Annotated in this window: 20 protein-coding genes; 17 read left to right on the forward strand and 3 right to left on the reverse strand. The window is 34.4% G+C overall.

Features of this window, described 5'->3' with window-relative positions; genetic code table 11:
• The first annotated feature begins 72 nt into the window (after positions 1 to 72).
• Together Gferi_RS19075 and Gferi_RS19080 are read left to right on the forward strand one after the other, a co-directional pair.
• Positions 73 to 633 carry a sigma-70 family RNA polymerase sigma factor gene (locus Gferi_RS19075; RefSeq protein ID WP_069979288.1) on the forward strand — a complete coding sequence of 187 codons (561 nt, stop codon included), beginning with the start codon at positions 73 to 75 and terminating at the stop codon, positions 631 to 633.
• Complete coding sequence (locus tag Gferi_RS19080; protein WP_069979290.1) at positions 626 to 1705, forward strand: DUF4179 domain-containing protein; 1080 nt, start codon at positions 626 to 628, stop codon at positions 1703 to 1705. The genes Gferi_RS19075 and Gferi_RS19080 overlap by 8 nt, the downstream gene beginning before the upstream one ends.
• Before the next feature lie 81 nt (positions 1706 to 1786).
• Here Gferi_RS19080 and Gferi_RS19085 read toward each other — a convergent pair whose 3' ends face one another.
• A complete protein-coding gene (locus Gferi_RS19085) occupies positions 1787 to 2296 on the reverse strand; it encodes a GNAT family N-acetyltransferase (protein ID WP_069979292.1) in 510 nt (169 codons plus the stop codon).
• A gap of 651 nt (positions 2297 to 2947) precedes the next feature.
• Here Gferi_RS19085 and Gferi_RS28675 point away from each other — a divergent pair.
• From Gferi_RS28675 to Gferi_RS19140, 13 genes are all read left to right on the forward strand, one after another.
• A complete protein-coding gene (locus Gferi_RS28675) occupies positions 2948 to 3133 on the forward strand; it encodes a hypothetical protein (protein ID WP_207645768.1) in 186 nt (61 codons plus the stop codon).
• Entirely contained in the window at positions 3134 to 3361 is a 228-nt protein-coding gene (locus tag Gferi_RS28680; protein ID WP_207645769.1) for a carboxymuconolactone decarboxylase family protein, read from the forward strand.
• A gap of 532 nt (positions 3362 to 3893) precedes the next feature.
• Complete coding sequence (locus Gferi_RS19095) at positions 3894 to 4313, forward strand: PTS sugar transporter subunit IIA (RefSeq protein WP_069979294.1); 420 nt, start codon at positions 3894 to 3896, stop codon at positions 4311 to 4313.
• A 13-nt stretch (positions 4314 to 4326) separates the two neighbouring features.
• Positions 4327 to 4818: a PTS system mannose/fructose/N-acetylgalactosamine-transporter subunit IIB gene (locus Gferi_RS19100; protein WP_069979296.1), complete on the forward strand. Its 492-nt coding sequence runs from the start codon at positions 4327 to 4329 to the stop codon at positions 4816 to 4818.
• Between the two features lie 12 nt (positions 4819 to 4830).
• Entirely contained in the window at positions 4831 to 5646 is an 816-nt protein-coding gene (locus Gferi_RS19105; protein ID WP_069979298.1) for a PTS mannose/fructose/sorbose/N-acetylgalactosamine transporter subunit IIC, read from the forward strand.
• Between the two features lies 1 nt (position 5647).
• On the forward strand, positions 5648 to 6481 hold the full coding sequence (locus Gferi_RS19110) for a PTS system mannose/fructose/sorbose family transporter subunit IID (RefSeq protein WP_069979300.1): 834 nt from the start codon (positions 5648 to 5650) through the stop codon (positions 6479 to 6481).
• A 119-nt stretch (positions 6482 to 6600) separates the two neighbouring features.
• Positions 6601 to 6927 (forward strand): hypothetical protein, encoded by a 327-nt coding sequence (locus Gferi_RS19115; RefSeq protein WP_069979307.1) that lies wholly within the window; start codon positions 6601 to 6603, stop codon positions 6925 to 6927.
• A 16-nt stretch (positions 6928 to 6943) separates the two neighbouring features.
• Entirely contained in the window at positions 6944 to 7720 is a 777-nt protein-coding gene (locus tag Gferi_RS19120) for a glucose-6-phosphate isomerase family protein (protein WP_069979309.1), read from the forward strand.
• An 11-nt stretch (positions 7721 to 7731) separates the two neighbouring features.
• Positions 7732 to 8271 carry a glucose-6-phosphate isomerase family protein gene (locus Gferi_RS19125; RefSeq protein ID WP_069979311.1) on the forward strand — a complete coding sequence of 180 codons (540 nt, stop codon included), beginning with the start codon at positions 7732 to 7734 and terminating at the stop codon, positions 8269 to 8271.
• Between the two features lie 26 nt (positions 8272 to 8297).
• The gene (locus tag Gferi_RS19130) at positions 8298 to 10052 is read left to right on the forward strand and encodes a class I mannose-6-phosphate isomerase (protein WP_069979313.1); all 1755 of its coding nucleotides are present in this window, start codon (positions 8298 to 8300) and stop codon (positions 10050 to 10052) included.
• Positions 10053 to 10174: 122 nt separating this feature from the next.
• Positions 10175 to 10921: a GntR family transcriptional regulator gene (locus tag Gferi_RS19135; RefSeq protein WP_083273641.1), complete on the forward strand. Its 747-nt coding sequence runs from the start codon at positions 10175 to 10177 to the stop codon at positions 10919 to 10921.
• Between the two features lie 78 nt (positions 10922 to 10999).
• Positions 11000 to 11077, forward strand: a complete 78-nt coding sequence (locus Gferi_RS29515) for an HAD hydrolase family protein (protein ID WP_408607514.1) — start codon at positions 11000 to 11002, stop codon at positions 11075 to 11077.
• A gap of 137 nt (positions 11078 to 11214) precedes the next feature.
• Positions 11215 to 11478 carry an HPr family phosphocarrier protein gene (locus tag Gferi_RS19140; protein WP_069979315.1) on the forward strand — a complete coding sequence of 88 codons (264 nt, stop codon included), beginning with the start codon at positions 11215 to 11217 and terminating at the stop codon, positions 11476 to 11478.
• Between the two features lie 551 nt (positions 11479 to 12029).
• On the opposite strand, the gene def is transcribed toward Gferi_RS19140, so the two are convergent.
• Together def and Gferi_RS19150 are read right to left on the reverse strand one after the other, a co-directional pair.
• Positions 12030 to 12488, reverse strand: a complete 459-nt coding sequence (gene def, locus Gferi_RS19145) for a peptide deformylase (RefSeq protein WP_069979317.1) — start codon at positions 12486 to 12488, stop codon at positions 12030 to 12032.
• Complete coding sequence (locus tag Gferi_RS19150; protein WP_069979319.1) at positions 12469 to 12723, reverse strand: helix-turn-helix transcriptional regulator; 255 nt, start codon at positions 12721 to 12723, stop codon at positions 12469 to 12471. Before Gferi_RS19150 ends, def begins: the two co-directional genes overlap by 20 nt.
• 428 nt (positions 12724 to 13151) lie before the next feature.
• Between Gferi_RS19150 and Gferi_RS19155 the strand changes: the two genes are divergently transcribed.
• A complete protein-coding gene (locus tag Gferi_RS19155) occupies positions 13152 to 13808 on the forward strand; it encodes a pentapeptide repeat-containing protein (protein WP_069979321.1) in 657 nt (218 codons plus the stop codon).
• Between the two features lie 112 nt (positions 13809 to 13920).
• Positions 13921 to 14676 (forward strand): AAA family ATPase, encoded by a 756-nt coding sequence (locus Gferi_RS19160; RefSeq protein ID WP_330389405.1) that lies wholly within the window; start codon positions 13921 to 13923, stop codon positions 14674 to 14676.
• Positions 14677 to 15064: the final 388 nt, after the last annotated feature.

Consider the following 15064-nt stretch of genomic DNA (forward strand, 5'->3'; position numbering starts at 1 on the left):
GAAATATTAAGTGAAAAGATAAGTATATAAAATGATCTACATGTAGAAATAAAATTCAAAGAAGGTGAAACATTGAAAATAACAGAGGAAAATTTTATTGATGAATTGAAGAAGAGAAACGAGAGGGCTTTAGAATATGTTATTGACAACCATACTTGGATTATTAAAACGGTTTTAAAAAAGCACCTCTATCACCTCATGGACTTTTATGAGGAATGTATGAATGATTGTTTGCTTGCAATTTGGGAAAATATTCATTACTATAATCCTAAAAAATCTACCTTTAAAAACTGGGTAGGTGGAATTGCAAAATATAAGTCAATTGACTATATAAGGAAATATTTAAAAAATATGGAAAATCAAAATATAGAAGAAGCAATTATTGCAGTAGAAGATCAGTCCCTTAAAGAAGTTCTTATAAATGAAGTTAGGGAGGAAACAGAAAAAATCCTAAGTACTTTATCGGAAAAGGATCAAATAATTTTTAAAAAGCTATATTTACAAGATAAAAACATAGATGAAGTATCTCAAGATATGGGGCTTAGCAAATCGGTCCTTTACAATAGGATTTCTAGGGGAAAGAAGAAGCTACGTGATAAAATTAATATGCAGGGAGGGTATAAAAGTGAATGATACTAACAACATATATGAATTTTTAAATGAAATGGATTTTGATATTAATGACTATGAAAAACAAGACCTTACAGATATTGAAAAGAAACATTTGAAAAATATCATAAAAAATAATTTAAAAAATAATAAGGCAAAAAAGTACAAGATTAAGCAATTTGGAGGCATTGCAGCAGCTCTAGTATTAACTATAGGAATTTTTAGTCAAACAAGTTTTGGAAGGGAAGTTTATGCCAGCACCCAATCAATGATTTCAGAAATATCTTATTCTATTGGTAGAGCGTTAGGTGTTGAAAGAGATGTGGAGATTTATAGCAATGTGGTTAACAAAGTAATAGAGGATAAAGGTGTAGAAGTAAAATTGACTGATGTCATTATTGATAAAGATGAATTGATTATTTGTACAGTTGTAAATACGAATAGGCCTGTAGAGGGGGTTAGGTTGGATTATAACATTTTTATTAATGGAAAAAAGATTAGAGTTTGGGGTGGCACTGGTTCATGTGGAAAAGTTGACGATTCTAAAACGATATTTACCCAAATTGATTATATTGTTGTTAAAGATATTGATACTAAAGAAAGTTTAGATATAAAAATTGCTTTTAATGAGTTGAATTACTTTACCACTCAAAATGATAATATAGTAGAAGGGAAGGTGAAAGGAAAATGGATATTTGAATTCACAGCAGATGGTAGTGAGCTAATGAAAGATACTCATGTGCTTCCATTAGATTATTCATTCCAAATAGCTAATCAAACCTACAGTTTAGAAGCGTTTAGATACAATCCTGTAAATCAAAAAATAGAAGGAAGCGTAGAAGGAGAGTTTAAGAGTTTTTATCAAATAGATTTAAGAGGGTATGACAATTTAGGAAATGAAATAAACTTTTATTTAAGCAGGAAATCAAATGAAGATTTAGTATTTAAATATGAGAATTTCTATAAAGACTTTTCTGATGAAATTACATCAATTACCTTAACTCCATATGCTGCAAAACTTCCGGAAGAAAGTGGTCGGATGAGTAATGATTATGAGCAAGTTGGAGAGACATTTACAATATTTTTAAATAAATAGTGATGGATATAACAACAGAAGTGCTGGGGAAGACCTCAGCACTTCAATCAAATACTTTCTCCTGTCCCATTATCTGCCTGATTATATGTTTTGCACATGAGATAAATCCGGTGATTCACCTTGAATGAATTCCTTGCACAATAATGCTCTTGTATACCCTCTATCTGAAGCGGTTGAATGAATATGGAAGCCCAGACTATAATAAAAGCGCATAAGGGCTGTCATCTTTGATGCAGTGTGGAGGGCTACAGCTTTCATGTTGTCTTTTATAAGAGCATCCTCCACTGCTAGAAAGAGGGCTTTGCCTATGCCACTGTTTTGTATTGTCGGTTTAACGGCAAAACGACTAATATATGCAATGTTCCCCGGCATTATTTCGTAGCGTATACAACCAATGGCTTCATTGATTGAACATGCAATCAGTATGTTTTTATTGGCAAACTCATTCTTTATTGTTTCTTCCGTCTCTTTAAGTGCAGAGACCTTCTGGGGAAGACCGAGGTCCAAGGCATATTTTTTAAAGGCTTCTCTTGTAATCATGCATATATCTTTTATATCTGAAATATCGGCTTTCCTAATTATCATATTCATGTATTGTTACCTCAATTTATTTTATTTTTCATAAATATACGCCGGATTAAGGCATTTAAGGATTTACTACTTTTATGAACTGTATTAATCTTTTACTTTCTATAGAAGATATTTTAAAACTTTTTATAATTATACATTATATTGCATTAAAATACAATATTTACTTTTACTATACAAAAAAACGCAGTTACAACGGTACAGTGAACCTTATCATAAAACGGCGGTTTTAAAAAAGCATAGTAATAGATGTTTAATGCAAGTATTTCTTTTAAATAATGATAAAGAGGGTTTAACATGAATGCATCGTTCTTATTAATTAAAAGCTAAGTACATCATTACTAATAGTAAGCGTTTGAATATAGTTTACCTGTCAATCAATGATATAGTGCAACATCAATCAATGTTTATTTGAAATAGGGTAACGGATTGATGGAAATGACCTTCTATTAGTCATAAATCCATAATAATATGATATTATATTGATTGAGGGGTGTATCATGCCAGCTATTAGGAGTAATAGCTGTATAAACGCAACAAAATTTATTGATAAAATTTGGAAAATAAGCGGAATCAAAGAAACACCAACGAATTTTGCCTATCCACGATAATAGAAGGTAGAATAAAAGAAGGTTATAAAGGAGGGAATACAATATGCCAAGAATTAAATCTTCTAAAATAGGAATAACTCCATTTCAAAACCTTTTAGGACATAATGAACGAATATTGACAAACTGGGAAAATCTTGCCGAAACACTATTCCACCAGGGAAAGATAAATAGTGAACTAAAAGAACAGCTTAGAAGAAGTTTAGCTTATAAAAATCAGTGCGATTATTGAATGTCAAAGGGTGCACCCAAAGATATCTATCAAGATGCAAGGGAGTCTTTGGCTGTAAACTTTGCTCTGTTGGTAGCAGAGAATCCACAGGAAGTAGATGATGAAATTATAACTGTGTTGAAAGAAGAGTTTTCGGATGAGGAGATCTCAGAACTATGTGCTTTTATTTGCTTTATGATAGCATCGCAATTATTTGGCAAGATTCTAGGACTTAAAGCACAGGCGTGAGGCAAGCGGGGAAGTTTCTGCTTGCCTTAATTTTTTTATGGAGCGTGGAATGCAGGGAGGCTGATTTATAAAGATTTTATTGATAAAACCTCCCTTCTATTTTAGTTTGTTAAAAATATTCTTTACTATTGTAATTTCTAATAAATAATCTGTAGAAGTTGTTCCTAACTTTAATATAACATAAATTAGAAATACTTAGGGAGCTAGCAAGAGATATAAAAAGGTTCAGAAAATTAAAAAATGTATTGACATAGCAGAGACTGAATAATATAATTTCATTAAAGGTTATAACGTTATAACATAATAATGTAATGATGTAATAATGATAATTATTCTATTGGAAATCTTTATTACAGTAAATAATTGTATAGATTTCTTTTTTCTCTACTAATAAGAGCTATGGATTACCTAATGCATTAATGTATTTCTAAGATTAGTAAAGAAGGTCTTCAAATAGAATATTATCAAAGTCTTGAATAATAAGAAAGTTGGATTTTGAAATCACTTTTCGCACAGAGAGAGGGGGGAGACAGTGAGAAATACCATCTTATTGAGTCATGGTACGCTGGCAGAGGGAGTATATAAAGCTGCAAGTATGATATATGGTGATTTAGAAAACGTATATTACTTATGTTTAGAAGAAAAAATGGGGATTGAAGCTTTCAAGGAAAAACTAAAAGAGCTTATTAAAGGCTTAGATCATTCGAATGAAATCATTGTGTTAACAGATATAAGCGGTGGGTCTCCCTATACAGCAGCGGTAAATGTTTTTCTTAGTATGGGAATGATACATAATTTTAAAATGATTGCAGGATTAAATCTAACATTACTACTTTCTACATTATTTAGAAATGAAGAACTTAGCGAAGACGGGTTAGATGAGATCATTGACGAAGCAAGGCAGGGTATTAGCAAATTCCAGCTGGAAGATGATGGAGAAGACAACCTATAAAGGAGGTATTCCTGTGGCAATAAGCTTTATAAGAATAGATGATCGAATCATTCATGGACAGGTTGTAACTAGATGGGCAATGGAAAACCCTTGTGATGGCATAATAGCAGTTGATGATAAAGCAGCAAAAGAACCCGTATTAAAATCTGCATTAAAAGCAGCATCGACGCGAAAGACGTTTATCTATAGTTATGATGAATTTTTAACAAAGATAGATCAAGCCAGTAATAGTGAAAAACGATATTTTTTAATCACTAAGAATCCTGCGACGATGGCAAAAATTCTTGTAGACAATAATATGAAAGTTGAAACAAAAGTTGTAAATGTAGGACCTCAGAGCGCAAGAGAAGGAACTATTAACATAAATAAAAATGCAGATATTACCTTAGAAGAAGCTGAAGCATTTGAGAAAATCTTTCAGCATGGTTATGAAATAGATTTCAGATTGGTTCCAGATAGTAAAAGTGTATTGTGGAGCGAAACTAGAAAAAAATTTAACAAGTAGGGGGAGCGGAGTATGGAAGTTAGTATTTTACAGGCAGGCATAATAGCAGCTTTAGCTTATTTAGGATCTCTTTCGGTACCATGGTTTTTAGGCTTAACGGGAGGATGGTACACTTTAACTAGACCCATCGTATCGGGTTTGTTAATAGGATTCGTATTAGGGGATGTCCAAACCGGGGTACTTGTAGGCGTAGCAGTGCAAGTAGTGTATATCGCCCTTGTTACGCCTGGCGGACAAATGCCGCAAGATTTAAATTCTGCAGCATATATAGGTGTTACGTTGGGAGTATTGGCAGTTAGGGCAGGGTCTTCAGTTCAATCGGCAGTTGCAGTGGCAACTGCGGTAGGTGCTGTAGGAACTATATTCCATAACTTTATGATGGTTACGAATTCATTTTGGAATCACAGAGCAATTAAAAATATTAATGAGGGCGATTATAAGGGGTTAGTATTTAATCATTATATAGGACCACAGGCTGTACAATTCTTATATAGATTTATTCCAACATTTGCAATCGTATATTTGGGGAGTAATTTAGCCACAAACATCATAGCCTATTTCCCGGTTGATTCATTTGTAATGCGTACATTAACGGCTTTAGGAGGGATGTTGCCGGCTGTTGGGGTTGCAATTTTGCTAAGGCAAGTAACAAAGCGGGATATAGACCTGATACAATTCCTTTTAGGATTTACTTTCGTCGCAGCAATGGGCATAAACATGATTTCTTTAGCAATAATAGGGGGCTTCTTTGCAATTCTACATTTTAGATACATGAATGTAAAGCCAGCATTTTCCGGGAATTCTGTAGAGGAAGAGGAGGAGTTATAATATGGAAGCTAAACATAGGGAAACCGTAAAAAAGCTAGATAAGGCTACGCTCAGAAGATCCTGGTGGTCATGGTATGTAGGCAACTTGTCTTCTATGTCCTTTGAATGGCTTGAATCATTTGGTTTCGCAGTATCAATGATTCCTGTAATTAAGAAGTTGTATGGTGGAAATAAAGAAGAGGAAATAAAAGCTCTGAAAAGACACTCTGTTTTCTACAATACAGAGCCCCAACTAGGTGCAGCGGTTAATGGTATTATGTGTGGCATGGAAGAGGAACGGGCTAATGGAGCGCCCATAGACGATGAGGTAATGAATGGGATCAAGGTAGGCCTAATGGGGCCATTGGCAGGTATAGGCGATGCAATGATACCGGGAATGTATATTCCTTTACTATTGTCTATAGCAATAGGTCTTGCCCAGGGAGGGAGCCCATTAGGGCCTATATTCTACATAGTAACTTATTTGACAACAATAACCGCATTAAGCTACTTTGTGTTTTTCAAGGGGTATGAATTAGGTACAAAATCTGTAGATATGATTGTTGGAGAAGCGGCACAGAGGGCACGAGAAGCCTTTAATTTATTAGGATCCATAGTAGTTGGTGGAGTAGCTGCTTCATATGTTAATTTGCAAACTACTTTGAGAATAAGCACAGGGGCGGAAAAAGAAATTATCGTTAACGATGTTCTAAATGGCATATTTCCAAAATCCTTGACATTATTACTTGTTATATTTTGCTGGAGTTTAATGGCGAAGAAACAAATGTCCCCATTGAAAGTAATGGGAATTTTGGTTTTGCTTGCGATGACGGGAGTATTCTTAAACCTTTTCTAAATGAGGGGATAATGAGATTAAGGTATAATTACCTTAATCTCATATATTTCATATATTTAAATCTTTATATCCATTGATAGATTTTATAGGATTTATATCATTAAGGAGTATATAAAAAGATGATTGAAAATAAGACACCGGTCAATAAAAAAGGCTATACAAGGATGATTATTGATGCTTTTATATCGAAAGGTGCGATAAATAGTAATAATAGCCTTTCATATGAGGATATAGATTTAGCTTTACCTGATAATGAAAAATACTTTTTATTAAATAATTTAATAAAAGATGATTTTATAAAAGTAAAAGCCGATGGGCGCATGTGGTTTGATCAAAGTTTTTGGGATAAAACTGCAAATAAGCTAGCAATGATATATTTGACAATTTTAATAGCACCTATTCTAGTCACATCCGTTTTTATTTTTCTTTTTAAATACTTTATTTGATGGAGGAGGTATGGGAATGACATTTTATCCTGGGTTCGATATACACTATAACTTAGAAAATAAAGAATTTACTTATAGTAAAGGTGTATTCGGGCCAGAGATGGAAAAACGGAGATTGGACGATATTCGTCAAAGCCTGAAAGACCCTAACTGTGATGGGCCTGATGTAGTATATACAATAGCTATGGATGTAGGTAGAGAAGAAGATAAAGAGGATTTGGAAAATAGAAGCCTGTTATATGGTGCCTGTATATATGCTAAAGGAAGGTTAGGCAACGAACCGGTACGATCTCAAGGACATGTCCATGCAGTTTCTAAATCCTGCAATTCATCTACCCCTGAACTTTACGAAATCTGGCATGGTGAAGCGATTATATTTATGCAAGAGACAGCAAAATACGACCCTGGAAAAGTATTTGCAGTGAAAGCGAAGCCAGGGGATGTGGTACTGGTTCCTCCTGGTTGGGCCCATTGTACTATCAATACCAATCCTGATGAAAATATGGTTTTTGGGGCTTGGTGTATAAGAGATTTTGGGTTTGACTATGCTGGTGTAAGAAAAAACGGAGGTTTAGCCTATTTTCCTATTTTTTCTAGAAATGAAATTGAATTTATTCATAACACTGCATATAAGAAAAATAATTTAATTATCAAAGAACCAAGAGAATACAAGGAATTTCAAATAGATAAGGGGATACCTATTTATCAGCAATTTATAGAGCACAAGGACAAATTTAGCTTCATTACTCAACCTTGTCAATACAATGAGTTATGGCAGACTTTTATTCCATAGGAGGTTAAAAAATGCAGATAAAAAGCCCTAAATATATTTATGATTTTTTTAATGGAGTGATTCAAGGAGAGAATGTAAAGCATTATAAAAAGCTTTATAAGGAAATAGATTTTATTTATAAAACCAGGGATAATCAGCTTTCTCCTGATACGGTAATGTATGAAGTATATTCTTTTAATGAAGGAGGCAGTAATATACTGCTTTGGGGACTTACGGTCATTTACCCGATCACGATAAATGGAGAATGTAATATGACAAGAGGACATTTTCATGAAGATCGGGAAGAACCCGAAATATATTTTGGATGCAGTGGAGAAGGTCTATTATTGTACTTGGATTCACAGGGAAAGATATTTGCAGAAAAAGTATTTAAAGGGTCTCTACACTACATTCACGGTAATTACGCCCATAGACTCGTGAATACCGGGGATGATACATTAAGAGTAGGTGCCTGTTGGAGAGAAGCTGCAGGCCATGATTACAAGTCAATTGATGAAAAGCCCTTCCCAAATAGAGTTTATAAGAAAGATGGGAAAATAGATATAGCGTAGTTTAAAATGTAAATGGGGGAAATAAGATGAAGTCAAAGTTTAATAAGCAGCCATTGATCGAAGTAAAGGGCTATGAAAAGAATCACTCATGGGAAGGCTATGAGCAAATAATAAAGGAAATAAAAGGAAAGATTGACGCTATAGACAAAGAAAAGAAAATTGTTGCTATGGATTTTTATCCCGGCGTTAGAGTAGATGAAATACGGGAAAATATTATTGAGAATTTTCCGGAAGCAATTTCAATCTTTACCGATGAAGAGATTTTTTTTGATAATGAGTTTGTGACTAATAAGATAAAGGATTACATGACAGAAGACAGAGTATTCGGTATTATGAGTCCTTGCCAGTTTATCGACTTTATTGATCAAGACAAGCTTCATGCAACAAGAAAGCAAATAGAAGAAGCAAAAGGTTTAATCCTTGTTTATGGAGTAGCAGCTAGTCTTCTTACCAAACCGGATTTGCATATTTATTTAGATCTAGCTAGATGGGAAATTCAAAAAAGATATCGAAGGGGAGAGATTCCAAACTGGAAACATAATAACTATAATGATGATATTTTAAGAAAATATAAGAGAGGTTTCTTTTTCGAATGGAGAATGGCAGATCGCTATAAAAAAGATCATTTTGAAAATTTCCATTATATTTTAGATACAAACTTAAAGGATATACCTAGGATGATCACAGCAAAATCCTTCTTAGTTGGGTTGGAAAGTGCAACAAAGCAACCGTTTAGTGTAGTACCTTTCTTTGATCCGGGCGTATGGGGGGGGCAGTGGATGAAGGAAGTTTGCGACTTAGACCGAAGTGTAGAGAATTATGCTTGGTGTTTTAATTGTGTCCCGGAGGAAAATTCGCTTTTATTGAAGGTCGGAGAAGTAATTGTGGAAGTTCCTTCTATTAATATAGTGCTTAAATATCCCCGGCCTTTACTCGGGGAAAAAGTACATGCCAGATTTGGTACAGAGTTTCCTATTCGGTTTGATTTTCTTGATACGATAGAGGGAGGAAACTTATCTTTACAAGTACATCCGCTAACAGAATATATCCAAGAAAACTTTGGAATGCACTACACACAGGATGAATCTTATTATATATTAGATGCTAAAGAAGACGCGTATGTATATCTTGGTGTCAAGACAGGAACAACAAAAGAGAAGTTTTTTGGAGACTTAGCGAAAGCCCAAGAAGGGGAAATAGAATTCTCTGTTGAAAAATACATTAATAAAATTCCAGCCCAAAAACATGATCACTTTTTAATACCAGCTGGAACTGCACATTGCTCAGGTGTTAACTCTATGGTTCTTGAAATCTCATCTACACCATATATTTTTACCTTTAAATTATGGGATTGGGGAAGAGCAGGATTAGATGGCAAACCAAGACCAATTCATATAGAACATGGTTCTAAGGTATTACAATTTGACAGAGATACAGAATGGACAATGAATAATTTAGTAAATCAAGTGAAAAAGGTTAACGAGGGGAAAGGGTGGAGAGAGGAAAAAACAGGTTTACATGAAAGAGAATTTATTGAGACGAGAAGACATTGGTTTAGCGTACCAGTTCTTCATGACACAGAGGGAGAGCTTAATGTATTGAATTTAATTGAAGGAGAACAGGCTATTGTTGAATCGCCTGAAGGAAAATTCGAACCTTTTATTGTAAATTATGCAGAAACTTTTATTGTGCCAGCTGCAGTTGGAAAATATTCCATTACACCGTATGGACCAAGTAAAGGAAAAGAAATTGCTACAATAAAAGCTTATGTACGGTTCTAGCATAAGAATACCTCTTACACGAACCTATCTGTATTTAGACAGATATGAATACTATTTGTATATGATTTGAAAATTATATCTATAAATTTGCTTGTTCTGATCATTGAACAAAATATGAGAGGGTGATTACTATTAGTTTATTAAATCATGCCAAAGGGGCGCCTCCCTTATACTATCAAATCAAAGAATTCATCAAAGAAAAAATTGAAAATGATGAGTATTCTTCTGGAGATACTATACCTACAGAGATAGAGCTTCAGAAAATGTTTGGTGTTAGTAGAATAACTGTAAGACAGGCAATAAACGACCTTGTAAATGAAGGATATGTGTGTAAAATGCGGGGAAAAGGCACAGTAGTAGCATCAAGTAAAATTGAAGAGCCTTTAAACAGAATTATGAGCTATACTGAAGAAATGAAGTTAAGGGGGTTTAATCCAGTAACAAAACTTGTAAAGGTCAGCATCGTTAAAGCGAATAAATTCATTGCAAATCACTTGGAATTGAGCTCAAAGGACGAAGTATATAAAATTGAAAGATTAAGGTGTGCAGATGATAGCCCTATGGTTTTCTTTACAACGTACCTAAGCAAAGAGCTGAGCCTTCCCCTTGATGAAAGTGAATACATGGGATCATTATACGAGTTGCTAAAGAAAAATAATAATATAGAAGTGGTAGGAGCTAAGGAGTATTTTGAAGCCGCAGCAGCAGATGAGCAAGTAAGTAGTTTACTAGAGGTAGGTCTTTATGCTCCGGTCCTAAAAAGAACAAGGATATCTTATGACATGAATGGCAAGGTAATAGAGTATTCTATCTGTTACTACAGAGCGGATAAGTACAAATATTCTGTAGAGATAGGAAGTACTCCATAATCGGAAAATATTATTAAAATTACTAAAACATATAACCTTGGCATAAGCATAGATAACACTTGTGCTTTCGGTGATGGAATGAATGATATTGAGATGCTCCAAGTCGTAAAGTATGGAATCGCTATGGGGAAGGCAATAGAGAACAAGCGAAGATAGGAGAGAATGCTTTATTGTTGGCTTGCATGGCAATATATGAAATTGGTGGAGGCTGTAAGCTGCTAAAAGTCTATATTGGTAGAGAAAAATAACAAGAGCAGTAAATCAAATAAAAATAGACCCATAGGAGTGATAAAATGCTAGAAAGAAAAATTACTATTCAGAATAAATTAGGAATTCATGCAAGACCAGCTAGTTTATTAGCAAAAGAAGCGATCAAATTTAAATCCCAGTGTTTTGTTATAAAGAAAGGAAATAAGTTTAACTGTAAGAGTATTATGAGTATCCTAAGTATGGGCGGTAAACAAGGGGAAGAAGTCTCTTTAGAAATACTTGGAGAAGATGAAAGAGAAGCATTTGAGTCACTTATTGCCCTGTTTGAATCTAATTTTGGTGAATAATATTTTTGATGATTTAAAACTACATAAGAATAGAAGCGAACATTATGCCTAAAAACAAACAATCTTTGAAGCTGGTTGAGAAATTAGGTTTCTATAATGAAGGCTTAGCATATAAGTATTTAAAGATAAACGGTAAATGAGAAGATATTGATGTTTTCTGCTTTTATGATTTCAGGTATGATAATCTCCTTTCAGTCGTAAGGTTGGAACTTCGGGCCAACTTGGTCCAAAAGCCAGCAAAACAAAAAGACACCTATCCGAGAAAAACCTCGAACGGTGTCTCATGAAAAATGGGTGCAGTAGCCGCCCATGAATTGATATGATTTTTTAAAATGATGTAGAGCTAAAACATCAGCTATGTCAATCTGTCACGCTAAGGTGGCGGCTCATCCATCAGCCAACGCAAAACACTTGCGCGCATAAAAAGACCCTCCAATCACATAATTGCCATTGGAAGGTTTTTAAAAGCGCACATTTAACAAACCGCCATGTTATTGGCAGTTATTACTACATTTTAGATGTTGACCACCATTTGAAATGCAGGCCGAACTCTATTTGATTTCCACATACTCGATTACTTTATCCGTAAATAAAATTCCATCTAAATGGTCAGTCTCATGACAAAGGCACTTTGCAAGTTCATCAAAAGCCTCAATAGTAATGTTTTCTCCGTTTTCGTTAAGGGCTTTAACCAATACTCTTTTTGGCCTCAACACTTTGCCCCAGATACCGGGATAACTTAAGCAACCCTCAATAACAAGTTGTTCTCCTTCTGACTCAACAATTTGAGGATTTATCAATTTTAATAGGCCTTGTCCCATGTCGGCAACAACTAAGCGGCGCAATATGCCGACTTGACAAGCAGCTAAGCCCCCGCCATTCTGTGTACTATACATTGTTTCCGCCATGTCGTTAAGGATTTCTCTGATGTGGTCATCAACCTTATCAACACGCCTACTTACTTTGTGTAAAAATTCATCATCAAATGTTCTAATCTCTCTGAGGGCCACAGGCATGCCTCCTACTGATATCTGCACGGGATTTTCGTTCACTTTCCTCAAACAGAAAAACGCTTTCAATTGGTTCATTGAAAACCTGAGCTATGTCATAAGCAAGCCATATGGAAGGCTCGTTTTTTTCTGTTTCAATTGCGTTGATGGCCTGTCTTGATGTTCCGACCATTTCACCCAATTGCTCTTGCGTCATACCCAACGCCTCTCGTAACTGTCGAATTCTGTTTTTCATTATGGTTACTCAACCTCCTGTCATGTCATGCTAACCTTACAATACTATTCTAGCATAATATCATTTTCGTGTCAACTTAACCTTACATATGGTGAAAGCTTTTTATACGACAAATCGTTTGAAGTAGCATTACCGTCTGTTGGCTTCTTCATATTCGTTTTACTTTTTGCTTCCTTATGCACCCTGTCCATTAGGCAATCATTTATTACAATAATAAGGAACAAAGTAATAAATGTAAACAATTTTTCAGGTATATAGATGAATCTGATATAATGAAGTTATCAAGAATCATTCAACTACATCATTAATGAGCGCAGCGGAATAATAACCTGTTTCCATGCCCTTACGGAATGATGTTTTTATATGAGTGATTAATAAAATCCTGTGTTTTCATATAAGTATAAAAATAAGTTTAAGGAGATTTTACTATGAATAATAAACAAGTCCTGCCAAAAGTAATCAAACCAAAATTCATAAAGAGTATTGAACAAACGTGTGTGAAAAATATTGATCTTGAAGATGAAGGTACCATTAAGAATATCCATATATCAGATTACACGATTGAGACACGGGAAGCTAACAAAGTAAGCTTTGAAGGTGTGATTTTCAGTAAAGTAAATTTTAAAGGTATTACATTAAACGCATTAGAGCTTACTGATGTAAGATTTGAAAACTGCGATTTATCAAATGCAAATTTTATTGGGGCGATTATACATAGAGCTGAGTTTTTAGACTGTAAGCTGATGGGTCTAAATCTCAATGATGCTACATTCCAGAATATTTATATGAATAACTGTAATGGCCAATTTATTCTAATGAATTATATTCAAATGAAAAATGTGATCCTATCGGATTGTATATTCGAAAACAGTAATGTTCAACACAGTAAACTGGATAAGGTTGAGTTTAGAAAATGTAATTTTAAACTAAGTCAAATGTCTGGAACTAGCTTGTCAGGAATAGACTTGAGTAATTCCGATTTCGAAGGAGCCGGTGTGGGACCTGAAGATATTAAAGGCGCAATCGTTTCTCCTATGCAAGCAGTAGATTTTTCAAAATTATTTGGACTTGTCATAAAAGAGTAAATCGTCACATGGGGATAAGTAAGAAGAGAAATCCCTTACTTCCTGCCATTTTCAAAAAATGGCAAATCCGATTAATTTTAAAATGATACAATATCAAATAAAAGGAAAATGAATGATGCAAGAAAGCCAATATTTAAGAAGTATACAATTACATAAGGAAAAAATAGATTCTTATGACCGGTATCCATTCTCTCTGCCTGTCATAAAAAATATTTCGAATTTAGAGTTTCATCCTAAAGTTACCTTTATCGTCGGTGAGAATGGAACGGGAAAGTCAACGATTTTAGAAGCAATTGCCGTAGCCTATGGATTTAATCCTGAAGGGGGTACAAAGAATTTCAATTTTGTTTCGAGGGCATCCCACTCAAAATTATATGATTATATAAGATTGGTTAAAGGCATTAAAAAACCAGCAGATGGATTTTTTCTACGGGCTGAAAGCTTTTATAATCTTGCAACTACCATTGAAGAATTAGATAATGGGATAGGAGGACCAAGGGTTATAGATTCTTATGGCGGCTACTCTCTGCATGAGCAATCCCATGGTGAATCATTTTTTGCAGTCTTCATGAATCGGTTCAGAGGAAACGGTTTGTATATATTAGATGAACCTGAAGCAGCTCTTTCACCTTTACGGCAAATGAGCATGATCAGTAGAATCCATCAGCTGGTCGGACAACAAGCGCAATTTATTATTGCAACCCATTCCCCTATTATCATGGCATATCCGGATGCACTTATCTATGAGATTACAGATGAGAGCTTTAAAAAAGTTAAATATGAAGAAACCGAAAACTATGTAGTTATGAAATCTTTCTTAAACAATACAGAGAAGATGTTAGACATTCTTATGAATGAAAAGGAATAAGCACAGATGATGGAGACTGTTTGAGAACTGCTGAAAAAAGTACCTTTTTTAAAAAGGATGAGCGGCAGAAAATGCGAGCTTTAGAACTTAAAATACAAAATGTATTGCATCCTTATATAGGGTGCTTTTTTTTACTACAAAAGTAAAGTGCCAGGTGTTTTGCCTGCAGTTTCATATGAGGGAGGGGGAAAGGCCTTTACAATAGGTTTTGAGATTCTGGGATACAAAGGTAAAGGAAACCTTAGTATAAGTAACGGCGGTATTTCTATAGATGAATAATTAAAGCGAAGCGGCTAGAAAAAAATAGACATTGCTCAAAAAATGAGCAGTGTCCATTTAAAAAACGATCAAAAATCGAACAACTATTAAATTTGATTTTCCATACACC

Source organism: Geosporobacter ferrireducens (assembly GCF_001750685.1).
Classification (GTDB): domain Bacteria; phylum Bacillota; class Clostridia; order Peptostreptococcales; family Thermotaleaceae; genus Geosporobacter; species Geosporobacter ferrireducens.